General features: G+C 54.5%; 21 protein-coding genes and 1 riboswitch. Of the genes, 14 read left to right on the plus strand and 7 right to left on the minus strand.

Going from position 1 to position 22,398, the window contains the following annotated elements; all coding sequences use genetic code 11:
* Window positions 1-196: 196 nt before the first annotated feature.
* On the minus strand, window positions 197-1,105 hold the full coding sequence (gene rarD, locus IEW52_RS08145; RefSeq protein ID WP_188629572.1) for an EamA family transporter RarD: 909 nt from the start codon (window positions 1,103-1,105) through the stop codon (window positions 197-199).
* A 182-nt stretch (window positions 1,106-1,287) separates the two neighbouring features.
* Between rarD and recQ the strand changes: the two genes are divergently transcribed.
* Entirely contained in the window at window positions 1,288-3,117 is a 1,830-nt protein-coding gene (recQ, locus tag IEW52_RS08150) for a DNA helicase RecQ (protein ID WP_188629573.1), read from the plus strand.
* Between the two features lie 70 nt (window positions 3,118-3,187).
* Here the strand turns inward: recQ and IEW52_RS08155 are convergent, their stop codons facing one another.
* Entirely contained in the window at window positions 3,188-3,487 is a 300-nt protein-coding gene (locus tag IEW52_RS08155) for a c-type cytochrome (RefSeq protein ID WP_188629574.1), read from the minus strand.
* A gap of 213 nt (window positions 3,488-3,700) precedes the next feature.
* On the opposite strand from IEW52_RS08155, the gene IEW52_RS08160 reads away from it, so the two are divergent.
* The 4 genes from IEW52_RS08160 (at window position 3,701) to IEW52_RS08175 (ending at window position 7,305) form a co-directional block, all read left to right on the plus strand.
* A complete protein-coding gene (locus IEW52_RS08160; RefSeq protein ID WP_188629575.1) occupies window positions 3,701-5,134 on the plus strand; it encodes a protein adenylyltransferase SelO in 1,434 nt (477 codons plus the stop codon).
* A 117-nt stretch (window positions 5,135-5,251) separates the two neighbouring features.
* Window positions 5,252-5,518, plus strand: a complete 267-nt coding sequence (locus IEW52_RS08165) for a DUF3630 family protein (RefSeq protein ID WP_188629576.1) — start codon at window positions 5,252-5,254, stop codon at window positions 5,516-5,518.
* 91 nt (window positions 5,519-5,609) lie between these two features.
* Window positions 5,610-6,509 (plus strand): EamA family transporter, encoded by a 900-nt coding sequence (locus IEW52_RS08170; RefSeq protein WP_188629577.1) that lies wholly within the window; start codon window positions 5,610-5,612, stop codon window positions 6,507-6,509.
* Between the two features lie 124 nt (window positions 6,510-6,633).
* Window positions 6,634-7,305, plus strand: coding sequence for a 7-cyano-7-deazaguanine/7-aminomethyl-7-deazaguanine transporter (locus IEW52_RS08175; RefSeq protein ID WP_188629578.1), 672 nt, complete (start codon window positions 6,634-6,636; stop codon window positions 7,303-7,305).
* Here IEW52_RS08175 and IEW52_RS08180 read toward each other — a convergent pair.
* Both IEW52_RS08180 and elbB read right to left on the minus strand, forming a co-directional pair.
* On the minus strand, window positions 7,302-7,892 hold the full coding sequence (locus IEW52_RS08180) for a hypothetical protein (protein WP_188629579.1): 591 nt from the start codon (window positions 7,890-7,892) through the stop codon (window positions 7,302-7,304). The genes IEW52_RS08175 and IEW52_RS08180 overlap by 4 nt on opposite strands.
* A gap of 250 nt (window positions 7,893-8,142) precedes the next feature.
* The gene (elbB, locus tag IEW52_RS08185) at window positions 8,143-8,793 is read right to left on the minus strand and encodes an isoprenoid biosynthesis glyoxalase ElbB (RefSeq protein ID WP_188629580.1); all 651 of its coding nucleotides are present in this window, start codon (window positions 8,791-8,793) and stop codon (window positions 8,143-8,145) included.
* Between the two features lie 312 nt (window positions 8,794-9,105).
* Between elbB and polA the strand changes: the two genes are divergently transcribed.
* The 9 genes from polA (at window position 9,106) to mnhG (ending at window position 18,939) form a co-directional block, all read left to right on the plus strand.
* Entirely contained in the window at window positions 9,106-11,844 is a 2,739-nt protein-coding gene (polA, locus tag IEW52_RS08190; RefSeq protein WP_188629637.1) for a DNA polymerase I, read from the plus strand.
* Between the two features lie 167 nt (window positions 11,845-12,011).
* Window positions 12,012-12,123: riboswitch (TPP riboswitch) on the plus strand.
* Window positions 12,124-12,162: 39 nt separating this feature from the next.
* Window positions 12,163-12,984 (plus strand): bifunctional hydroxymethylpyrimidine kinase/phosphomethylpyrimidine kinase, encoded by an 822-nt coding sequence (gene thiD, locus IEW52_RS08195; protein ID WP_188629581.1) that lies wholly within the window; start codon window positions 12,163-12,165, stop codon window positions 12,982-12,984.
* A 261-nt stretch (window positions 12,985-13,245) separates the two neighbouring features.
* The gene (locus IEW52_RS08200; protein WP_188629582.1) at window positions 13,246-15,546 is read left to right on the plus strand and encodes a putative monovalent cation/H+ antiporter subunit A; all 2,301 of its coding nucleotides are present in this window, start codon (window positions 13,246-13,248) and stop codon (window positions 15,544-15,546) included.
* A complete protein-coding gene (locus IEW52_RS08205) occupies window positions 15,543-15,974 on the plus strand; it encodes a Na+/H+ antiporter subunit B (protein ID WP_188629583.1) in 432 nt (143 codons plus the stop codon). Before IEW52_RS08200 ends, IEW52_RS08205 begins: the two co-directional genes overlap by 4 nt.
* Window positions 15,974-16,321 (plus strand): Na+/H+ antiporter subunit C, encoded by a 348-nt coding sequence (locus IEW52_RS08210; protein WP_188629584.1) that lies wholly within the window; start codon window positions 15,974-15,976, stop codon window positions 16,319-16,321. Before IEW52_RS08205 ends, IEW52_RS08210 begins: the two co-directional genes overlap by 1 nt.
* Entirely contained in the window at window positions 16,318-17,820 is a 1,503-nt protein-coding gene (locus IEW52_RS08215; RefSeq protein ID WP_188629585.1) for a Na+/H+ antiporter subunit D, read from the plus strand. The genes IEW52_RS08210 and IEW52_RS08215 overlap by 4 nt, the downstream gene beginning before the upstream one ends.
* Window positions 17,817-18,290 carry a Na+/H+ antiporter subunit E gene (locus tag IEW52_RS08220; RefSeq protein ID WP_188629586.1) on the plus strand — a complete coding sequence of 158 codons (474 nt, stop codon included), beginning with the start codon at window positions 17,817-17,819 and terminating at the stop codon, window positions 18,288-18,290. Before IEW52_RS08215 ends, IEW52_RS08220 begins: the two co-directional genes overlap by 4 nt.
* 3 nt (window positions 18,291-18,293) lie before the next feature.
* A complete protein-coding gene (locus IEW52_RS08225) occupies window positions 18,294-18,569 on the plus strand; it encodes an MrpF/PhaF family protein (RefSeq protein ID WP_188629587.1) in 276 nt (91 codons plus the stop codon).
* Window positions 18,559-18,939 (plus strand): monovalent cation/H(+) antiporter subunit G, encoded by a 381-nt coding sequence (gene mnhG, locus IEW52_RS08230; RefSeq protein ID WP_229667858.1) that lies wholly within the window; start codon window positions 18,559-18,561, stop codon window positions 18,937-18,939. The genes IEW52_RS08225 and mnhG overlap by 11 nt, the downstream gene beginning before the upstream one ends.
* 66 nt (window positions 18,940-19,005) lie before the next feature.
* Here the strand turns inward: mnhG and IEW52_RS08235 are convergent, their stop codons facing one another.
* The 3 genes from IEW52_RS08235 to IEW52_RS08245 are packed head-to-tail and all read right to left on the minus strand — an operon-like array spanning window position 19,006 to window position 22,289.
* Window positions 19,006-19,410, minus strand: a complete 405-nt coding sequence (locus IEW52_RS08235) for a response regulator (protein WP_188629588.1) — start codon at window positions 19,408-19,410, stop codon at window positions 19,006-19,008.
* Window positions 19,411-19,412: 2 nt separating this feature from the next.
* The gene (locus IEW52_RS08240; protein WP_188629589.1) at window positions 19,413-20,627 is read right to left on the minus strand and encodes a response regulator; all 1,215 of its coding nucleotides are present in this window, start codon (window positions 20,625-20,627) and stop codon (window positions 19,413-19,415) included.
* Window positions 20,628-20,636: 9 nt separating this feature from the next.
* A complete protein-coding gene (locus IEW52_RS08245) occupies window positions 20,637-22,289 on the minus strand; it encodes a diguanylate cyclase (RefSeq protein ID WP_188629590.1) in 1,653 nt (550 codons plus the stop codon).
* Window positions 22,290-22,398: the final 109 nt, after the last annotated feature.

The raw sequence follows: 22,398 nt of genomic DNA on the forward strand, positions 1-22,398 counted from the left end.
AGCGGTCAGCGAGCAGAAAAAACACCGAGTCTTCGCAGGCTCGGTGTTTTTTATTGGGTGCCGGTTTACCTCCTGCAATGCTGACACTCCCACCATCCTTGGCGGTCGGACGTCATGTGCTGAGCGTCGCATGGATGCAGTTTAGCGTGTCGGAAGAGGCTACCCAGTTGTCTCTGAGCTCTAGGCTGATTTGTAACTAAGAGACCGACTGTCGGCTTATCGCCGTTCTTCGTCGTTGTTTTATCCCATCCCAGCTATAAATGACCAGAGATAGCCAAATCAGGGCGAAGGTAATGACTTTATCCTGGGTAAAGGGTTCGTCGTAAATGACTACTGCCAGTAAAAACATCAGGCTGGGGCCGATATATTGAAAAAAGCCCAGTGTGGATAGCCTGAGCCGCTTGGCTGCCCCCGCAAACAATAACAAAGGCGCCGTGGTTACTATGCCGGCGGAAATCAGCCATAAATTGGTATTCAGCGTGTTTGTGCTCATCTGGCTGCTGGCACTCTCGGCAAAACCAAACAGGTAAATCGCGGCCAACGGCAACAAAACCAATGTTTCCAGCATTAAACCGGTCACCGGGTCGACCGGTACCTTTTTACGGATCAGGCCGTAAAAACCAAACGAAATGGCCAGCACCAATGCCACCCAGGGCAAGCTGCCAAACACCACCAATTGTATGACCACACCACTGGCGGCCAGCGCCACGGCAACCCATTGCACCGGCCGAAAACGTTCGCCCAAAAACAGCATCGCCAGCACGATATTGAACAGCGGATTAATATAATAGCCCAGGCTGGCATCCAGCATGTGGTTGTTATTGACCGCCCATATAAACACCAGCCAATTCAAACCAATAATGCAGGATGACAAGGTCAGCAGCGCCAAATATCTGGGCTGGCGCAATATCGCCCGCACTCTGGGCCAAAGCTTGAGCATGCTGAGCAGCGCCAACAATAACAAAAAAGACCAGATCACCCTGTGGGTCAAAATTTCGTAAGCAGGCACCTGGGTTAGCTGTTTGAAATACATGGGCGCTATGCCCCATAGCGTGTAAGCGCCCAGCGCAAATACGGCCCCTTGCGTGGCCTGGTCTTTTTCCATGATAAAAGTCTGACGATAAAATAAAAATACAGTGTAACTATGTATCGCCAAGAGTGACCAGCAATAAACCGTGCTTTTTGAGTGTGGTAGGTTCTTGCGCACCATGTGCACGAGCACGGTCAGGTTTATTGTTTGTGGCCCCTGCTTTACAATGCGGGTCCGCTTTTCTCTTGCAGGCTGACATGACTCCCATAACCGAACAAGCTGGTTCCGTACCCATTCCCGATACCCCGTTGGCGGTATTGCAGCAGGTGTTTGGCTATCAGAGCTTTCGTGACGGTCAGCAGGAAATCATAGAGACGGTGATTGCCGGACGCGATGCCCTGGTGATCAAACCGACCGGCGGCGGCAAGTCCATTTGTTATCAAATTCCAGCCTTGCTGCGCCCAGGGCTCACCATAGTGGTCTCGCCCTTGATCTCCTTGATGAAGGATCAAGTCGATACCCTGGTGGCCAACGGGGTGGCGGCTGTCTATATCAACAGCTCGCTGAGTCGCGAGGTGATGCACCGCCATTTTACGGCCATGCGCCGCGGTGAAGTAAAACTGGTGTATGTATCGCCGGAGCGGCTCTTGCAGCAGGAGTTCATGGAGCGGTTGGGCGAGCTGGAGCTGGGCCTGTTCGCCATCGATGAGGCGCACTGTATTTCGCAGTGGGGTCATGACTTCAGACCCGAATACGCATTGCTTGGCCGGTTAAAACAGTGGTTTCCTGATATTCCGGTGATGGCGCTCACCGCCACTGCCGATGAGGCCACCCGGCAAGATATGCTGAGCCGGCTTAATTTGACCGACCCGCTGATTCACATCGCCAGCTTCGATCGCCCCAATATTCGCTACACCCTGGTCGATAAATTCAAAGGCATCGATCAGCTGCTGCGTTATGTGTCGGAACAGCAGGGGCTATGCGGTATCGTGTATTGCTCCAGTCGCAAGCGGGTAGAAGAAGTGGCCGAGCGCTTGCTGAGCCGCGGTCATAAAGCCGCCAGTTATCATGCGGGTCTGCCTCTGGAGTTGCGCCAATCGGTGCAAGAGCGTTTTATTCGTGACGATCTCGATATAGTGGTGGCCACGGTGGCCTTTGGCATGGGTATCGACAAGCCCAACGTACGCTATGTGGTGCACTACGACATTCCGAAAAATATCGAATCCTACTATCAGGAAACCGGCCGCGGTGGGCGTGATGGCCTGCCTGCCGAAGCCTTGTTGCTGTACGATCCGGGTGATGTAGGTCGAGTACGGCGCCTGCTGGAAAACAGCGAAAACGCCAAGCAGGTACAAGTCGAGTTGTACAAGCTGAATGTGATGGCCGCCTTTGCCGAGTCGCTGACGTGCCGGCGCCAGGTGCTGCTCAACTACTTTGGTGAATATCAGCGCGAGCCTTGTGGCAACTGCGATGTTTGTCTGGATCCCCCCAAGCGTTACGACGGAACCCAGGATGCGCAAAAGGCACTGTCCTGTGTGTATCGGGTGGGGCAGAGTTTTGGGGTTATCTATGTGGTGGAGGTATTGCGCGGTGCCGTTACCCAGCGCATTCGCGAGCACGGCCACGATAAACTCACTACTTATGGTCTTGGCAAAGACCAGAGTCAGGAACATTGGGTCAGCGTGATCCGCCAGCTGATTCACAGTGGCTTGCTCAGCCAGAACATCACCCGTAACATGGTCTTGCAGTTGACCGAGGCGGCGCGGCCGGTCTTGCGGGGTGAAGTGAGCCTGGAGTTGGCAGAACCGAGACTGGTGCAGGTAAAACAGAAGGATAAAGGCGAAGCGGTACTGACGCGAGCCGAAGACAAGTCCTTGTTTCAGGCGCTGCGCCAATTGCGCAAGCAACTGGCCGATGAGGCAGATGTGCCGCCGTATGTGGTGTTCAGTGACGCCACACTCACCGAACTGGCGCGTTACCGGCCAAAAACAGAAGCCGAATTGCTTAGCATTAACGGTGTGGGTGCGCGCAAGCTGGAGCGCTATGGCGCGGCCTTTCTGGCACTGTTACGCCAACAACACCCATAAAAAAGCCGCCAGCGGCAAGCTTACAGCAGTCTATGGCTGTTTGCTTACCGCTGGCGGCTTGCAGCGGATCTTACAGGCTGCTGTAGTAAGCAGCTAAATCGGCAATGTCTTCATCGGATAACGGCTTGGCCATGGGGGCCATAATCGGGTTGTTACGCTGGCCATCGCGAAAATGCTGCAGCTGGCTTACCAGGTAGCCTTCTTTCTGGCCGGCCAGGTTAGGATAGATATCCATGGCAGAAATACCTTCTGCGCCGTGGCAGGCTGCACATACCGCAGACTTGGCTTTACCAGCGTCGGCATTGCCGGCAGCAAAGGCGGGGGCGCTGAGCAGGGCAAGGGCAGCGGCGGCTGTCATCAGTTTTTTCATGGCAAAACTCCGTTATTATTAGTGGTATAAGTAGATTGCTTCCAAGATGAATAACGGTCGCTGATGACTGGATGCAGGCCGAAGAGAACAAACATGCTGGCCGGTTCGAGCTAATTGCCCCAATAATCAGGAATCGCTATTTATTTCGCTGCGGCAGTATAAAGTAAGGCACGGCCAAAAATAAAATACAGTTAACGGCAAGAGGACAAAAACATGCGCTTGGATAATCGATATGCTCAGTTTGATTGGGCCGGCACAGCAGTACAACCCGCGCCCTTGCTATCGCCCAGGCTACTGTTGTTGAACCCGAATCTGGCCGATGAGCTGGGAATGTCGTTGTCTGAGTCTCAGTGGCGCGATTTGGTGAGTGGCCACTGGTTGCCCAGCGACATGACGCCCTTTGCCCAGGTTTATGCAGGCCACCAGTTTGGCGGCTTTAGTCCGCAGTTGGGGGATGGTCGTGCCATGTTACTGGGCGAAGTGGTTGCCCCCGATGGCCAGCGCTGGGATCTGCACCTCAAGGGAGCCGGCAAAACGCCTTACTCCCGTTTTGGCGATGGCCGAGCCGTGTTGCGCTCTTCGCTGCGCGAATATCTGGCCTCGGAAGCCATGCATCACCTGGGCATAGCGACCACCCGTGCGCTGGCGCTGGTGGGCAGTAAAGAGCCTGTATATCGCGAGCAGGTCGAGCCGGGCGCCGGTTTATTGCGGGCGGCACACAGTCACTTGCGTTTTGGTCATTTCGAGTATTTTTATTACAGCGGTAAAACCGAGCATATCCCTGCCTTGCTGAACTATCTGATTGATACTCAATGGTCTGATCTTGATAAAGACGCCGCCGGTTATGCTGCCCTGTTTGAGCGCGTGGTGGAAAAAACCGCCACCCTGATCGCCCAGTGGCAACTGGTGGGGTTTTGTCACGGTGTGCTCAACACCGACAATATGTCGATGCTGGGCCTGACGCTGGATTATGGCCCCTACGGTTTTCTGGATGCTTATGATCCCGACCATATCTGCAATCACTCGGATCACGGTGGTCGCTATGCCTACGATCAGCAACCGGCGGTGGGTTACTGGAACCTGCAGCGTCTGGCTCAGGCCTTGTCGGGCGTGATTGACATCGAGGCGCTGCAGCAGGCGCTGGGGAAATACGAACACCAGTTAATGTCTGCCTATTCCGAAGGCATGCGCCAAAAGCTGGGGCTGACAGGGTGGGAAGATCAGGATCCGGCATTGTTTCGCGATATGTTTACCCTGATGGCGGCGCAAGCAGTGGATTATAGCTGCTGGTTCCGCCGTTTGGCGGGCCTGACTCCGTCGGGAGAAATACCCGCAGATGTGCAGATTCTGCTAAGCGACGCTGCTGCCTGGGCGGACTGGTTTGCCCGTTATCAGACGCGGCTGGCACAAGAAGGTACTCCTCAGGCCGAAAAAGTACGGCGGATGAACGCCGTCAATCCCAAGTACATACTGCGCAATCATCTGGCGCAACAGGCCATAGAGCAGGCAGAGCAGGGCGATATGAGTGAGGCCGACACCCTGTTAATGTTGTTGGCTCGCCCCTTTGACGAGCAGCCGGAATTCAATGCTTATGCCATGCCGGCCCCTGCCTGGGCCGGGTCTTTATCTATTTCCTGTAGCTCCTGATGAATCTTGCGCCATACGTTAAAGAACAACACCGATTGTCTTTGACTGACAGCGTACGGCTTAAGGCGTATGACCATCTCTATCCACATGAGTGATGCAATGTTATCGACCACCACTATGCTAAACACCACGAAACCACTGACCTTTAACGGCTTTCCCGAGTGGGCCGAGGGGCTGATAGCCGAACTGGATCTGGAACTGATAGAGCGAGAGCAGGGCGCCGACTACCATCAATGGTTATTGGACTTTGAGGGCAGCCGGGTATTTTTGTGCTTTCAGCATTATGCCGATTGCGCCTGGCTGCAGCCATTGAGTGCTGCGGATCAAGAGGTAGCCGATTGGCTAACCCTGCGGTGGAACCAGTCTTCGGCCGCTGTCAATTAAGGGCAGTGTTTACAAGAGACGGTATTTTCTGTGGCCGATAGCTGATGGATGGTTTAAAGCCGACGACATGACTTAAACAGGAAGGCTCACTATGGCGCCGAAAGACATTCTATTGGCATTGGTGGTTATCGGCGTATGGGGCATGAACTTTGTCGTCATCCTCGCGGGCCTGGAGGGCGTGCCGCCCATGTTGCTGGGGGCGCTGCGGTTCACTCTGGTGGCCTTTCCTGCCGTGCTGCTGGTCAAGCGGCCCGCTGTGCCCTGGCGCTGGTTGATAGCTTATGGCGGTACCATATCATTGGGCCAGTTTGCCTTTCTGTTCTACGCCATGGCCAATGGCATGCCGGCCGGGCTTGCGTCTCTGGTGCTGCAATCACAAGCTTTTTTCAGCCTGCTGTTTGCCGCGGTATTGCTGGGTGAGAAAATCAGACCCGTGCATCTGGCTGGTCTGCTGATTGCCGCCGCCGGGTTGGCGGTGATCGGCCGGGGCGGTGATGGCACCATGACCATGCTGGGCCTGGGTCTGACACTGGCTGCGTCAGCCATGTGGGCATTGGGCAATATAGTGACCAAGAAAATCGGCCGGGTGAATTTGATTGGTCTTATCGTATGGGGAAACCTGGTGCCGCCGCTGCCATTTTTGGGGTTGTCGCTGTGGCTGGAAGGACCGGAACAAATAGCTGACGCCTTACGCCATATTGGCAGCCATACGCTGCTGGCGCTGGTGTATCTGGCTTTCGTGGCCACCTTGCTGGGCTATGGGCTCTGGAGCCGTTTGTTGCAGCGTTACCCTACCGGTATGGTCGCGCCTTTTTCACTCTTGGTACCTGTGGTGGGACTCAGCTCGGCGGTGTGGCTGCTGGATGAGCACCTTACGTCTATCCAATGGGCCGGTGCTCTGTTGGTGATGCTGGGATTGGGGTTGAATGTATTTGGCGCCCGGCTCTGGAATTTACTTTCAAATAAAGACAAATGTGCATCGAAAGGGTAGCATAGCGGCGCACACATTCCGGTATTGATTAAAAATAAAGCAGTTGTCAATGTCGCGCGGCTGGTTATACTAGGCGCCGTTTCCGGAATGGGTTCCCTAACCCCATTAATCAAAAAGGTAAATCATGGTTATTTCACCCCAACAATATCGCACCGCCCTGTTGCGGCTGGCGTTGTTTCACGTCGCTATTATTGCCGCCAGCAACTATCTGGTGCAGCTGCCCTTTACGCTGTTCGGTTTTCATACCACCTGGGGAGCGCTGAGCTTTCCGTTTATTTATCTGGCCACCGATCTCACGGTACGTATCTTTGGCGCCGCCATGGCCAGACGCATTATTCTGCTGGTGATGCTGCCGGCACTGGCCAGCTCCTATGTGCTGTCGGTGCTGTTTTTTGAAGCAAAATATCAAGGCCTGGCGGCCTTGTCCGAATTCAACCTGTTTGTTGCCCGCATTGCGCTGGCCAGTTTTATGGCTTATGTGCTGGGACAGATCATGGATGTATCTGTCTTTAACCGGCTGCGACAAATCAAGGCCTGGTGGGTGGCACCGACCTGTTCGACTATTTTCGGTAATCTGGTGGATACCCTGGTGTTCTTCAGCCTGGCATTTTATCGCTCGCCAGATCCCTTTATGGCGCAGCACTGGGTTGAAATTGCCTGGATCGACTACGGCGTTAAATTGCTGTTCAGTCTGGTGTTGTTTGTGCCAGCCTATGGCTTGCTGCTTAAGTATCTAAGCAGCAAGTTCATTGGCGAGGCCGGAGTAAGTGTACAAGCGCAAACGTCCAGGGCCTAAAGTCGGGTGATGGCCTCAATGTCCAGTGCTTCGGCATAGGCCTTGAGGTCGTCTTCGCCCACGCCTCGACCGGCGATCTGGATCAGAATGCGGTTGGCCACCATCATTTGCAGCTCCTGGCTGTTGCCCTCGCTTTTTACCATGGCGGTGTGTCCTTTGATGCGCTTGACCTTGTAGCCCCCCATGGTGGCCATGCTGGGGTTGGTAAACAGCATGCCCATGGTTTGCAGCAGTGGCGAGTCTTTGGTGATGCTGATTTCCAACCGCCCGCCATCTTTACGGTAGCTGCGCGAGGCATTGATGCCGCCGCCAAAAAACGCCGCCGACCCCGCCTGGCTCTCTACCTCTTCCGCCTGCCAACCAGCCAAGGGGTCGGGAAATAAATTGCCCAGTTCGCCAGCCTGTAATTGGCGGATCAAGGTCGCCACATAGTCGAATTGCGTTGCTGCCTGTGACAGTTCACCGGCCTCATAGGCCTGGGTACCGGCGGTTATCGCCTGCTTGATTTCGGTGTGGGTCTCGGCTGTTTCATCGGCAAACACCATGCTGGGCAGCAAGATTAATGCCCATAGCCCTTGTTTGTTCATCAGGTTCCCTCCAGCTGTTATCCCATCCAGTGTAGTCCAGCCGTGATGAGCAACCGCAAGAGAAAAAATAAACAATAAAAGCGAGTGACACAGTTGCAATTAGTAATGATAACAATTATCGTTACCTTGCTTTCGGGAAATAGCTCCCACCGTATTCGATTACGCAGTATGTGGAGATGGGTTTCGAAGGCGCGACATTGCTCACATTGCTTCCAGAGTTTTAGGCCGGCTTATGCCGGCCTTTTTTTATTTACATTTCCAGCAGTCGTTTAACCAGTTTGCCAATGCCGGTGTCGGCCTCGGTAATGGTTTTCGCCAGCATGTAGGCGGGAGTAGAAATAACCTGATAACGACTGTCTTCCACCACGTCTGTGACCGCGCAGCCAATATGCTCGCCGCCCATGGCGGTAAAGGCTTCAGCTACTGCGGCTTCGGTGCCTATGGTGCCTTTTACGCCCGCAGGGTAAACCCGAGGAATCAATACCGGCGAAATACAGCAATATCCGGCAGGTTTGCGCGCGGCAGCAAAGGCTTTGCATACCGCCAGCACCTCGGCATCAAGCTGAGTGTTTGCGCCCTGAACGGCAAAATCGCACAGGTTTTTGGCCACCCCAAAGCCTCCCGGCAGCAGCAGGGCATCAAAGTCTGCAGCTTGCAGCTCGGTTAGCGGTTTGATGTCACCGCGCGCGATGCGGGCAGCTTCCGCCAGTACATTGCGGCTACTGGATTGCTCTTCTTCACCAGTGATGTGATTGATGACCTGACGTTGAGGCTTGTCGGGGGCAAAACACTGGTAACGGGCGCCTTGTCTGGCCAGGTGCAACAGGCATAACACGGCTTCATGAATCTCTGCACCATCATAGACGCCGCAGCCGCTCAAGATAACGGCAACTTTCTTCATATTCATCTCCTTATTGCTATGCGCATATTCTGCGAATGCTCATTAAACAAACCGTTAGCATCATGCTAGCATTTATTTCGCTGGATCTTTATGCAGAACCGAGACAAGAAAGATTTTCCACATTGCAAGATCTTAATTAGCGATCACAAATAAAATCATAACCTATTGATATATATAAAATAATAAATAAGATCAAGATCTTGCTATGATCGCCTTTGCACAGAGTTATCCACAGGGCTGAATGGCGCTGCCGTGGTGTCTAAAGCCAGGCTGTGGCATGCTAGCGGCCAACGTATTAACGAGAACGACACCATGGTTGCCATTCCTTCCAAGCCGCTGATCCTAGTTGATGGATCTTCCTATTTGTATCGTGCCTATTTTGCTTCCCTGCAAGCCGATCTACGCACCAGCGACGGCCGCCCAACCGGGGCCATTCGTGTGGTCACCAATATGATCCGCAGCCTGCACAAACAGTTTCCCGACTCGCGGGTAACAGTGGTATTTGATGCCAAGGGCAAGACCTTTCGTGATGATCTTTATGCTGAGTATAAGGCGCAGCGGCCCTCCATGCCGGACGATTTGCGCAGCCAGGTAGAGCCGATCCACAACATCATTAAAGCCATGGGCTTGCCGCTGTTGATCGAAAGCGGAGTGGAAGCGGATGATGTGATTGGCACCCTGGCCCGTCAGGCAACCGAGCAGCAGCTGGATGTAGTGATCAGCACAGGTGACAAAGACATGGCGCAACTGGTGTCGGATCATGTGCTGCTGATGGACACCATGAAAAATACCTTTATGGATCGGGACGGCGTAACCGAAAAATTCGGTGTGCCGCCCGAGTTGATTATCGATCTGCTGGCGTTGGTGGGCGATAAGGTCGACAACATTCCGGGTATGCCCGGCGTGGGCGAAAAAACGGCTCTCGCCTTGTTGCAGGGGCTGGGATCCATCAAGCAGATCGCCGCCAATACCGACAAAATCGCCGATCTGGGCTTTCGGGGCGCCAAAAGCTTTGCCGCCAAGTTTGTAGAACATCAGGCCATGGTCGAGTTGTCTTACGAGCTGGCCACCATTAAAACCGATGTCGATCTGGCCTGGGGGCCGGCAGATTTACAGCAGACGCCCCCGGATACCGAAGCTCTCAAAGCCTTGTATCGCGAGTTTGAATTTCGCAATCTGCTGGAAGAGCTGGAGCCTGGCGAAGCTGCTGAGGTTGCCAAACCTGCAACCCCGGCCATGGCGGTGGACTATCACACCATATTGACTGAAGCGCAGTTGCAGGAGTGGGTAGCGCGACTGGCCAAGGCCCCTTATTTTGCCTTTGATACCGAAACCACCAGCCTGAATTATCGTGATGCCCGGGTGGTCGGCGTGTCGTTTGCCATTACGCCGGGCGAAGCGGCCTATGTGCCCTTTGGCCATGACTATCTGGACGCGCCCGAACAGCTGAGCGAAGCCACCGTATTGGCGGCCCTGGCGCCCTTGCTGGAAGCGGAACAGCCGATAAAGCTGGGTCAGAATCTGAAATACGATGCCAACGTACTGAAAAACCACAATATTCACATGCGCGGCATCGGGCTGGATACCATGCTGGAGTCCTATGTGCTGAATTCGGTGCAGACTCGGCACGACATGGACAGCATGGCCAAATTCTTTCTGGATCATGCCACCACCTCATTTGAATCTATTGCCGGCAAGGGTGCCAAGCAGCTGACCTTTAACCAGATCCCGCTGGAACAAGCCGCATTTTATGCCGCCGAAGATGCGGACATCACGCTGCGTTTGCACCATTATCTGGCCGAGCAACTGGGTGCAGATCCCGAACTGCAATCGGTGTTTACCGAGATTGAAATGCCGCTGGTGCCGATTCTGGCGGAAATGGAATACACGGGCGTCAAGATAGACAGCCAACTGCTGGCGGTGCAGAGCGAAGAAATTGCCAAGCGACTCAAAGAATTGGAGCTGGAGGCTCACGAGCTGGCGGGCGAACCCTTCAACCTGAGCTCGCCCAAGCAGCTGGGTGAAATACTGTTTACCAAGCTTGCGCTGCCGGTGCTGAAGAAAACGCCCAAGGGCGCACCCTCGACCGCAGAAGAAGTACTGCAAGAGCTGGCGCTGGATTATCCACTGCCCAAGTTATTGATGGAATATCGGGGCCTGAGCAAGCTGAAATCGACCTATACCGATAAACTGCCGCTGATGGTGAACGAGCACAGTGGGCGCATTCACACCTCGTACCATCAGGCGAATGCAGCCACCGGTCGTTTGTCGTCGTCGGATCCCAACCTGCAGAACATTCCCATTCGTACCCCGGAAGGGCGACGCATTCGTCAGGCGTTTGTGGCGGCACCCGGCTACAAGCTGGTGGCGGCGGATTACTCGCAAATCGAGCTGCGCATCATGGCGCATCTCTCCAAGGATAAAGGCCTGTTGGAGGCCTTTTCGCAAGGGCTCGACATTCACAAGGCCACCGCCGCCGAAGTATTTAGCGTGCCACTGGAACAGGTCACCATGGAGCAACGTCGTCGCGCCAAGGCCATCAACTTCGGCCTTATTTATGGCATGAGTGCCTTTGGCTTGTCGCGCCAGCTGGGTATTCCGCGTCATGAATCTCAGGCTTATATGGATATTTATTTCGAGCGCTACCCTGGGGTGCTGAAATACATGGAAGACACCCGTGCCCTGGCGGCAGAAAAAGGTTATGTGTCTACCCTGTTTGGTCGCCGCCTGTACCTGCCCGAAATCAACGCCAAAAACGGTGCCCGTCGCAAAGGCGCCGAACGTGCCGCCATCAACGCGCCCATGCAGGGTACGGCCGCGGATATCATCAAAAAGGCGATGATCAAGGTGGCTGACTGGCTGCCCCGGCAAGCAGAGGGCGAAGTACGGATGCTGATGCAGGTACACGATGAACTGGTATTTGAAATCCGTGAAGACAAGGTGGCGGACTTCAAGCAGCAAATCTGTGATCTCATGCAGCATGCCGCCAGTCTGGATGTGCCGCTGCTGGTGGAAGCCGGCGAAGGCGACAACTGGGATCAGGCGCATTAACAGCAGCCGTCAGCGGTAAGCTTTCAGCTGTCAGTTGAAGAAAAAACACCGGGTCTGCTGGCCCGGTGTTTTTTTATGTCTGCTGCTTTGCCCCGCTGGTTTTACTTCCATCTTAAGGCTGATGGCTTCCAGCTTTCCTTTCGGGGTCTAGCTCGCTATTATCGAATGATTGTTAGTCGGGGAGCCTTGGTCGAGAACCCAAGTGCTGAGACGGTGTATACCGGACCCGCTGTACCTGATCCAGTTAATACTGGCGTAGGAAACTAACGGGTAAGCGCCAGTTTGCCAGTGGTTTCTTCGCCTGAAGGAGCCAATGAAATGCCCCATCAAGATGCAAAGAAGCAAAAACCCATAGTGCTGACTATTGCCGGATCTGATAGCGGTGGTGGTGCCGGTATTCAAGCCGACATTAAAGCCATCTCGGCCACCGGCGGCTATGCCTGCTCGGTGATTACGGCATTAACCGCACAAAACACCCAGGGCGTGACCGCGGTGCATCCCACCCCGCAAGCCATGATTCAAGCGCAGCTGGACGCGGTATTCAGCGATTTATCCGTGTCCGCCGTCAAGGTGGGTATGCTGGGTGACAGCGAGACCATTCGTACCGTAGCGGCGGCGTTGCGCCGTTATCGTCCAGCGCATTTGGTGGTGGATCCGGTGATGGTTACCGCCAACGGTGACATGCTGCTGGCAGAAGAGGCGGTTAATTGCCTGCGTGAAGAACTACTGCCGCTGGCAGACGTAATCACGCCCAACCTGCCCGAAGCGGCGGCGCTGCTGGGTGCCGCTTTGCCAAAGCGGCTGGATGAAGTCGAATCCCTGTTTACCGGTCTGGGCCAGCTGGACTGTGCCGCCGTGTTGCTGAAAGGCGGTTTTCTACAACAGGAGTCACGCAGCCCCGACTGGTTGTTAAGCGATAACCAGGTGCGCTGTTTTGACACCCCCAGAGTGATGACGGGTAACACCCACGGTACGGGTTGCACCTTGTCGGCGGCGCTGGCCTGCTATCTGGGACAGGGGTTCAACATGGAAGAAGCCGTGGCACGCGCCAAGCGGTACATCGATCAGGCGATTCTGGCCGGCAGTTGTTTGCGCATCGGTCAGGGGCGAGGGCCGGTTGAGCACTTCTTTGCATTCTGATCCCGTTCGCATTTTCAAGCAGTGCGCATGTTGAGCAGGGTCTCAATTAAAGGGAGAAGCAGAGTCAAAAGCCGGGCTCTGCTTGCGTTTTATCAGGGTGACTTGTAGTATCTGGCAGCATAATAATTCAAAAATAATCGATTAACTTTCTGAAAAGTCATCGAAATAATTCCATACTATAGCCTGCGCACTGTGCCATCTCTCCCTTATTCTTTAGCTTATTCTATTGCCTGAACAGGCAAGGAAAGGAGACGTCTTTCTATGCTTGTTGCCGTTATTGCCGGCTTTATTCTCGCCCTGCTGGTGCCGCGATTATCCTCCTTGATGGGAGACAGGATCGGCTGGTGCCTGTCTGTGCTGCCTGCGGCATTGTTCGTTTATTTTGCAAGCTTCTGGCCAGCCATTACTGCCGGCGAAACCCTGTTGTACAGTTATCGCTGGATCCCGAGCCTGAATATCAATCTCAGCTTCATGGTCGACGGCCTTAGTCTGATGTTTGCTCTGCTGATCACCGGTATTGGCACTTTTATTTTTATTTATGCCGGCCGCTATCTGCAGGGCCATAAAGATATCCACAAACTGCTGATGTATCTGCTGGCGTTTATGGCGGCCATGCTGGGGTTGGTATTATCGAGCAACCTGATTGCCTTGTTTGTGTTCTGGGAATTGACCAGTTTCACCTCTTATCTGCTGATCGGCTTTAACCACGAGCATGAAAAAGCCCGCAAGGCGGCCTTGCAGGGCTTTTTTATTACGGCTGGCGGTGGACTGGCCCTGATGACCGGCCTGATTATGCTGGGCTACATAGGGGGCAGCTTCGAGCTGAGCGAGCTACTTTCCTCTAAGCCCGATATACAAGCGCATCCGCTGTTTCTGGCGATGATGGTGTTAATCCTGCTGGGCGCCTTTACCAAGTCGGCACAAACGCCGTTTCACTTCTGGTTGCCCAACGCCATGGCGGCACCGACCCCGGTTAGTGCCTACCTGCACTCGGCCACCATGGTGAAAGCCGGTATCTACCTGATGGCGCGGCTGCAGCCCATGATGGCGGGCAGTGAAGCCTGGATGCTCACGCTGACCTTGTTTGGTGGCGTCACCATGACCCTGGGTGCCCTGATGGCGGTGTGCAGCACGGATCTCAAACGTATTCTGGCCTTTTCTACCGTGATGGCGCTGGGCACTCTGACCATGCTGATTGGCATTGGTACCCCCCAGGCGCTGGAAGCAGCCATGGTGTTTTTGCTGGCCCATGCACTTTATAAAGGCGCGCTCTTTATGGCGGCGGGCACCCTGGATTATGCCACCGGCACCAAGGATGTACGTGATCTGGGTGGGTTGCGCAAACTCATGCCGTACACGGCGCTGTTTATTACCATTGCCGCACTGTCATTGGCGGGCATTCCTCCCCTGTTTGGTTTTATTGCCAAAGAGCTGATGTTCATTGCCGCGCTGGGTTCGCCCGTGTTGTCCGGTTTGTTGATCGTGCTGTGCGTGATCACCGCTATTGGCATAGTGGCGGCCAGTGCGCTGGTGGCCATCAAGCCTTTTTATGGCGCCCTGACGTCAACTCCCAAGACACCGGAAGAAGCACACTGGGCAATGCGACTCGGCTTCTCGGTGCTGGCGGTGGTGAGCCTGGTGTTCGGCCTGATGCCGGGTTTGATTACCCCTTTATTGCAGGTAGCGGTCACCGCCGTACATGGTGGTACGGGTGACGAGCTGCAGCTCGCCCTGTGGCATGGCATCAATCTGCCCCTGCTGCTGAGCGGGGTGGCTCTGGTGTGTGGTGGGCTCTTGTATCGCTACTGGCAACATATTCTCGAGCCGCTTTCGAACGCCATGCATCCGTTTGCCTATGGTCCAGAGCGTGGCTATGAACGTATGATGGACGGCCTGGTATGGCTGGCCAAAACCCAGACTCGCGTACTGCAAAACGGCTATATGGCCAATTATATCCTCACCATATTGCTGACCACGATTGGGTTGTTAACCTATGTATTCTGGTTTGAAGATGCCTTTGTTTATTCGCTCTCGTTTGCAGATGTGCGTTTCTACGAGGTGGTAATAGCGCTGCTCATGATAGTGGCGGTGGTTTATGCCTGCGTAACGCCATTGCGTCTGGGGTCGGTGGCGGCGCTGGGAGCTCTGGGCTTTGCCATGACCATGGTCTATGTGTTTTTCAGTGCACCGGATCTGGCTATTACCCAGGTGCTGGTCGAGACCCTGACCGTGATCATGCTGGTGCTGGTGCTGTTCCGACTGCCCGGATTTCAGGAGTTGTCGGGTCCTCTGGTGCGCTGGCGTGATGCCATAGTGGCCGGAGCCTTCGGGATACTGGTGACCATGATGCTGCTGACCGTCAATCAGTTGTCCCTGCCGGGTGAAGGTATCAGCGAATATCTGGTGGCCAACAGTTACGTCATGGCCCACGGGCGCAACATAGTGAACGTTATTCTGGTGGACTTTCGGGCGCTGGACACACTAGGTGAAATCTTTGTGCTGGCTCTGGCCGCCATTGGGGTGAACGCCATGATCCGCTTTCGCGGGGAGGCAGAACAATGAGAACCGATACTTCCCTCATTCTGCAAACTGCCACCCGTATGCTGGTGCCGCTGTTATTGCTGTTTTCCATTTTTTTGCTGCTGCGCGGGCACAACGAACCCGGCGGGGGCTTTATTGCCGGTCTGGTGGCCTCCAGCGCCTTCGCCCTGCATCTGTTTGCTTTTGATGCCCGTAGCACCAAGAAGTTGTTGAAGGTAGAAAGTCAGTTGCTGATGGGCGTAGGACTCATATTGGCATTGCTCAGTGGCATGGTTGGAGTGGTATTTGGTGGTCAGCCTTTTTTAACCAGCCAGTGGGGTAGCTTTTATGCACCGGGTATTGGCGATTTAGCGATTAGTACGCCATTGGTGTTTGATATTGGCGTCTATTTGGTGGTGATCGGCGTGGTTTCAACCATATTACTGTCGCTGGACAAGGGAGAGGAATAATGGAAAACCTGTTCGCTTTTGTGATTGGCGGTCTTTACGCCACCGCCTTGTTCATGATGCTCAGGCGCAGCATTGTTAAATTGGTGATCGGGCTGATGATTCTGTCAAATGCCGCCAACCTGCTGATCCTGACCGGAGGTGGCCTGGTCCGTGGAGCACCGCCGCTGATCCCCGATGGCATGGAGCTGGCCACGGCCGCCATGGCAGACCCTTTACCGCAGGCATTGATCCTGACCGCCATCGTTATCAGCTTTGGGGTACTCGCCTTCGCTGTGGTGTTGATTCACCGAGCCTACGAAGTGATAGGTGCCGATGACATGAACGAAATGAAGAGCACCGACTTGTGAATATAGCCGTTATTTTACCTATCTTTATCCCCATGCTGGCCGGTGCGCTTACCCTGGCGTGCTGGCGTTCTCGACAAGCCCAGCGCTGGTTGTCGGTATTGTCCGGCTCGGGCCTGTTGCTGGCGGGTATTTATCTGTTTATGCAGGTACGCGAGCAGGGCATTCTGGTGGCGTACATGGGCAACTGGTCTGCCCCTTACGGCATTACCCTGGTGGCCGATTTACTGAGCGCCATCATGGTACTGGTGACCGGTATCATTGGCTTGAGTGTGGCCATTTATTCGCTGGCGACCATGAGCCGCAGCCATGAAGCCTTTGGCTATTATCCCTTGCTGCATCTGATGCTGGCCGGGGTAGTCGGGGCCTTCCTGACCGGTGATATCTTCAACCTGTATGTCTGGTTCGAGATCATGCTGGTGGCCTCGTTTGGCCTTATGATACTGGGCGGCGAGCGGGCGCAGATGGAAGGGGCACTCAAATACGTGACCCTCAACCTGTTATCGTCTGCGCTGTTTTTAACGGCCGTGGGCCTGCTGTATGGCTATGCCGGCACCCTGAATATGGCAGACTTGGCGCTCAAGCTCGGCAATAGCGACCAGCCCGGGCTGGTCACCGTGATTGCCATGCTGTTTCTGGTGGCGTTTGGCATCAAGGCGGCGGCGTTTCCCCTGTTCTTCTGGCTTCCGGCTTCCTATCACACGCCACCGGTGGCGATTTCGGCGGTATTTGCCGGCTTGCTGACCAAGGTAGGGGTTTATGCCCTGTATCGGGTGTTCAGCCTGATTTTTGTGCAGGACATCAGTCTCACTCACCACCATATTCTGATGGGCATGGGCATTTTCACCATGTTGACCGGGGTATTGGGGGCGGCGGCACAGTTTGAAGTACGGCGCATTCTGTCTTTTCACATCGTGAGTCAGATTGGCTACATGCTGGTGGGGCTGGCGCTGTTTACGCCTTTGGCTATTGCCGGCGGTGTTTTCTATATTTTTCACCACATCATAGTGAAAACGAATCTGTTTCTGATCAGCGGCATCATGTATCGCTATCATGGCAGTTACGATCTGGCGCGTCTGGGCGGCCTGTATCGCTCCGCCCCCTGGCTGGCGTTGCTGTTTCTTGTACCGGCCATGTCGCTGGCGGGACTGCCGCCGTTATCGGGTTTCTTTGCCAAATATACCGTGATCAAGGCCGGTGTGGAGGCGGGGGCCTGGTGGATGGTGGCCATTGCCCTGATTGTGGGTTTGCTAACGCTGTATTCCATGGTCAAGATATGGGCGGAAGCATTCTGGAAACCCTTGCCGGAAGAGGCAAAACCGCTGCGTGGTGAGAGTGATCCCAATCGCTATGTGCTGTATTTACCCGTGGCCACACTGGCGCTGATGACACTGACCATCGGCTTTGGTGCCGAGTGGTTTGTACAGTTGGCTCTGGATACCGCAGAGCAGCTGTTAACGCCAAGTGGTTACATCGAGGCGGTATTAGGAGTGAGTCCATGAAGGCCTTTGGCTGGAACATGTTACTGGCCCTGTTCTGGGTCATTTTATCGGGTAACTACAACATAGGTAACCTGGCCGCAGGCATGCTGCTGAGTTATCTGGTGCTGGCCTACGTGGCTCGCGACAAGCCAGCGTTTGCCAACTATTTTGGCAAGCTTCCCAAGATCATCAGTTTCATCCTGTTTTTTCTCTGGGACTTGACCAAAGCCAATGCGCGGGTGGCCTACGATGTACTCACGCCCACTCACCTGATGCGGCCTGGCGTGATCGCCATTCCGCTGGATATCAAAGATGAAGCCGGCATTACCATGTTTGCCAATTTGATTACCGTTACCCCGGGCTCGCTGGCGCTGGATGTGTCCAGTGATCGCAAGGTGTTGTATGTGCATCTGATGTATCTGGATGATGAAGGTCGCCAGTTGGCAGAGCTCAAGGCCCTGGAGGCCCGCGTACTGAATTTGTTGAGGTAAGCCATGCTTGATATTTCGATTACATTGTCTTTTATTTTTCTGAGCATAGGGCTGGTGCTGGCGACAATCAGGTTGTTGCGTGGCCCGACCTTGCCCGATAGGGTGGTGGCGCTGGAAGTGATTGCCTCCATGACGGTGGGATTTATTATGCTGTACAGCATCAGCTACGACGTGCCGCAATTGATAGATGTAGCATTGGTGCTGGCACTCACGTCCTTTATGACGGCGGTGGGCTTTGCCCGCTATCTGGAACGGGGAGGTCAGCGCCATGATGACTGAAATCATCACCAGCCTGTTGCTGCTACTCGGTGCTTTTTTGATGCTGCTGTCGGGCATCGGCATTATTCGTATGCCCGATTTGCTGACGCGCATGCATGCCACCAGTAAGGCGGGTGCCCTGGGCATTGGCTTGATGGCCTGTGGTTTTGCGGTGTTTTACAGTGAGAACACCAGCCTGGTGGTGCGAGCCATGGCCATGGTGGTGTTCGTGATAGTCACGGCGCCGGTGGCGGCTCACGTGCTGGCAAGAGCCGGTTATTTTGTGGGTATCAAGTTGTGGGACGGCACCATCAAAGACGTGATTAAAGAGCGCTATGATTTAAAAACCCATCACCTGGGCAGTGCGCCCCGCAAACGCGATCAGGACTAACGTTCAGGGTTGAGATAAGCCACAAGCGAACGGCTGACACAGGCTGTAGCCGTTCATTGCGGATCGTTAACTGATAACCTGGCTGTGGCTCGTTTGCCAAATAGCGGTGACTTGCTCGGGCAACAAGATGGGATCAAAGGGTTTGGCAATCACATCCAGCGCGCCCATGGCTTTATAGGCGGCAATTTCCTGAGGCTGGATTTTTGCCGTCATAAAGGCGACCGGAGTATGGGCCAGTGCGGGTATCTGGCGCAGTGCTACCAGAGTAGAAGGGCCATCCATGCCCGGCATCATGACATCCAGCAGGATAAGATCGGGAGCAAAAGCAGCCGCCTGCTCCAGCGCCTGCTCGCCGGACGCGCACAACAGCACGTTAAAGCCCCCCACCATTTCCAGCGCCAGCTGCGCTATTTCACGAATATCATCATCGTCTTCTACATATAAAATGCGAGAAAGACCTGGCTGATCCATGCTTAACTCCTTGTATCATTGTGATTTTCCTCAGCCAGGATCTGTGCCTTGGCTGCAGTGTCCTCTGCTTTTTGTGGCGCCCATTTATCAATATCCAGTCCGGACTGGCGCAACATGCGCAGTGCCTCGGGCGTATGTAATTGCGATGCCACTCTCAATCCGGCCAGATGCATCACCAGCAAGCTTCGCTGGGTTGCATGGCTAGGCGCCACATGAACTGCCCCTATGAGTTCTCTTACCGGTATCGGCAGGCCCCATTGCTGCTTGAGCCGATTACCGTAACGGGGAGACCATTCGGCTAATTGTGAGGTGATTTGCGACTCGTCCAGGCTTCCCCCCTGGGTGATAAAATCCTGCAGGGTGCGCAATACCGAGAGCTCGCCGGCACGACTGAGCAAGCCAGCGGTGTAACAGCTGAGTCCATCCAGGCCAATACTGATGGCCATGGCGCGCGCAATGCTGGCAACCTGCTCTGCGGCTGAATGATGATGCAGGGCAAACGCCACCAGCCGCTCGTCGCTTAACGAGCCGGTAATATCGAGGGCCAGTGCCATGGCGATACGCAACGCCATCTCGATACCCAGGGTACTGATGGCGTCATCCAGCCGACTCAGGGGGGTGCCGCTGCGCTTCAGCGATGCGCTGTTGGCCACGTTGAGCAATCGGGCAGACAAGGTGGTTTCTTTTTGCCACAGACGAGCCAGCTCAGAACAAGAAAGCTCATCACTCTGGGCCAGTAAAGGCAGAATATTTTCCGGGGACAGTTCGGATGGCATGCGCAGTTTTTCAGCCAGTGCCTGAGCCAGCCAGGCCTCAAGTTCGGGCTTGGATGGTTCGCCCGTACCGGCATTCGGCAGACTCTGCAGTATGGGGAGCAGCCTTTGTTGCAGCATGATGACGTCAAAAGGTTTGGCGATAAATTCACTAATCCCGTAATGCAGGGCGCTAACCACGGCTTCTCGGTCAGAGTGAGCGCTGATCATCACTATGGGGGTGGTTTTGTCTTCGCTGCGTATCAGTTTGACCAAATCCAGGCCGGATCCATCCTGTAGGTGTTGATCGCAGATCACCAGCTGGGCCGGCTGTGCTTTCCAGGCGGCTTTCGCTTGTGACACCTGAGCCGTGTGGTGTACTTTTGCGCCGGCAATGGTGCCGCTCAATACCAATTCTACCAATTCGGCCATCAAGGGATCGTCTTCCAGCAGCAATATATCCATTACCTGCTCCTACTCCTTGTGACCGGTGGGTGAATAACAGTTAACGCCATTGCGCCCCTGATGTTTGCGTTGATACAGCGCCTCGTCGGTTGCATGGAGTGCCTGTTCCGCCAGTACAAATCCATTCAGTTCGGCCAGACCTATGCTCACGGTCACATGAAATTCGCCGTCTTTACCGTTAAAGGTTAGGGCAGAAAAGTGATGGCAGATAGCATTAAACATCTGAAAAGCCTGCTTTATATCGCAATCAGGCAAAATAGCCACAAACTCCTCTCCACCATAGCGGCCCAAATGATCGCTATTGCGCAGCCGTTGTTGCAATAAATTCGCCAAGGCCTTGATCACCTGATCGCCGGCAGCATGGCCATGACGGTCGTTAACCTGTTTAAAGTAGTCCAGATCGAGCATGGCAAGCGTCGTGCTGTGGCCGTAACGCTGTACTCGGACATGTTCATGAAGCAGTGCCTGCTTGATGTTGGAATGATTCAGCAAGCCGGTTAATCCGTCGCAAGAGACCAGTTTGGCTACCTGGCGCGCCCGATAGCACAGGGTACGCACGGTACGAACCAGCTGCTGATCCGAAATGGGTTTGGTAATGAATTCATCTGCGCCCTGAGCCAATGCGCTTATTTGCTGATCCCGGTCCTGCTCCGACGATAAATAAATAATCGGCAAGCTGAGCCATTCGGGTTCCAGGCGGATCATGCGAGCCAGGGTCACGCCGGAATAGGGTGGCATATGTACATCCAGCAGCACTATATCCGGGCGAAACTCCGCCAATGCTGCTAGCAGTCCCTCTGGGTGGGCCATGACTCTTACTTCTTTGCCCGCCGCGGTCAACACCAGACGATAATGTTCGGCCAGCTCTCGATCGTCATCAAGCAGCAGCACCTTACTGGTCTGAAGCTCCCGTTGCTCCCGGCTCAACTGTTCTATGCGCTCGGCGAGTCTGGGTATATCAACCGGTTGGGTAAACAAACCATTGGCCCCTTGAGCCGCCAGTGCATAGCGAGCGGCAAAGCTATCATCCACCCCGATACACAGTATAGGAGCCGATTGTTGCTGGTGTCGTCGTGCCTGTGTGTCGTTCCAGGCGGCAATGGCGGTTAATTCCCGGGCCTGGCCTATGATAATGTCGGCCTGGTGCCAGCACAGTTCGCACTCTGTGATAGGCTGCGTGCAATATTGAATGTTAAAGCCATAAGGCGCGAGGGCGGCGGCCAGCTCTGACAGTGTGTCGCCAATCACTAACAGTCGAGTTTTGTGTGGCGGTACGGATGTTGGTGTTTGCGCAATGGCGGCAAGCTGTGGTGTATTGTCCTGTAGCAAGTTTGGCAACTGGTGCAGCCGAGCCAGAAAATCGGCATCAATCACTCTCGCGGCCAGCGCCATTGTGTGGGCAGAATCACTCAACACCGGCTTGATAGTCAGTTCCAGATGGCGCGCTTGCTGGCCCAGCTGATTAAAACCAAAGGTGCCCGAAGACCCGGCCAACCGATGCAGTAGCTGGTAAAGAGACTTGATATCATCATAAACAAAGTCACCCTCTTGCCAGTCTGCAATCTGCTCCAGCATGGCTGCCAATTGTGTGGTGGTTCTCTCGATAAACCGCACTTTCAGCAAGGCGAGTCGATTATCCAGGGCGGCTTCTTTAGATGTCATTCGATCCTCCGGGTCAGTTAATCTCGAGTCGTTTGGGCAAGCTAACTAACTGACGTCAGTATAAGCTGATAAGTTTCGTATGACACTTGATTGACGCTTTAGCACTGCC

Origin of the sequence: Oceanisphaera marina, from assembly GCF_014643915.1 — a bacterium.
GTDB classification, from domain to species: Bacteria; Pseudomonadota; Gammaproteobacteria; order Enterobacterales; family Aeromonadaceae; genus Oceanimonas; species Oceanimonas marina.

Bases quoted from the DNA above. Each gene is read 5' to 3' on its own strand.
- IEW52_RS08240 (WP_188629589.1), bottom strand. From the start codon at position 20,627: ATGGATATATTGCTGCTGGAAGACGATCCCTTGATGGCCGAATTGGTA.
- IEW52_RS08200 (WP_188629582.1), top strand. From the start codon at position 13,246: ATGCTTGTTGCCGTTATTGCCGGCTTTATTCTCGCCCTGCTGGTGCCG.
- IEW52_RS08220 (WP_188629586.1), top strand. From the start codon at position 17,817: ATGAAGGCCTTTGGCTGGAACATGTTACTGGCCCTGTTCTGGGTCATT.
- IEW52_RS08165 (WP_188629576.1), top strand. From the start codon at position 5,252: ATGCTAAACACCACGAAACCACTGACCTTTAACGGCTTTCCCGAGTGG.
- mnhG (WP_229667858.1), top strand. From the start codon at position 18,559: ATGATGACTGAAATCATCACCAGCCTGTTGCTGCTACTCGGTGCTTTT.
- IEW52_RS08210 (WP_188629584.1), top strand. From the start codon at position 15,974: ATGGAAAACCTGTTCGCTTTTGTGATTGGCGGTCTTTACGCCACCGCC.
- elbB (WP_188629580.1), bottom strand. From the start codon at position 8,793: ATGAAGAAAGTTGCCGTTATCTTGAGCGGCTGCGGCGTCTATGATGGT.
- IEW52_RS08180 (WP_188629579.1), bottom strand. From the start codon at position 7,892: ATGAACAAACAAGGGCTATGGGCATTAATCTTGCTGCCCAGCATGGTG.
- IEW52_RS08205 (WP_188629583.1), top strand. From the start codon at position 15,543: ATGAGAACCGATACTTCCCTCATTCTGCAAACTGCCACCCGTATGCTG.
- recQ (WP_188629573.1), top strand. From the start codon at position 1,288: ATGACTCCCATAACCGAACAAGCTGGTTCCGTACCCATTCCCGATACC.
- IEW52_RS08155 (WP_188629574.1), bottom strand. From the start codon at position 3,487: ATGAAAAAACTGATGACAGCCGCCGCTGCCCTTGCCCTGCTCAGCGCC.
- IEW52_RS08170 (WP_188629577.1), top strand. From the start codon at position 5,610: ATGGCGCCGAAAGACATTCTATTGGCATTGGTGGTTATCGGCGTATGG.
- thiD (WP_188629581.1), top strand. From the start codon at position 12,163: ATGCCCCATCAAGATGCAAAGAAGCAAAAACCCATAGTGCTGACTATT.
- rarD (WP_188629572.1), bottom strand. From the start codon at position 1,105: ATGGAAAAAGACCAGGCCACGCAAGGGGCCGTATTTGCGCTGGGCGCT.
- IEW52_RS08225 (WP_188629587.1), top strand. From the start codon at position 18,294: ATGCTTGATATTTCGATTACATTGTCTTTTATTTTTCTGAGCATAGGG.
- polA (WP_188629637.1), top strand. From the start codon at position 9,106: ATGGTTGCCATTCCTTCCAAGCCGCTGATCCTAGTTGATGGATCTTCC.
- IEW52_RS08175 (WP_188629578.1), top strand. From the start codon at position 6,634: ATGGTTATTTCACCCCAACAATATCGCACCGCCCTGTTGCGGCTGGCG.
- IEW52_RS08160 (WP_188629575.1), top strand. From the start codon at position 3,701: ATGCGCTTGGATAATCGATATGCTCAGTTTGATTGGGCCGGCACAGCA.
- IEW52_RS08245 (WP_188629590.1), bottom strand. From the start codon at position 22,289: ATGACATCTAAAGAAGCCGCCCTGGATAATCGACTCGCCTTGCTGAAA.
- IEW52_RS08235 (WP_188629588.1), bottom strand. From the start codon at position 19,410: ATGGATCAGCCAGGTCTTTCTCGCATTTTATATGTAGAAGACGATGAT.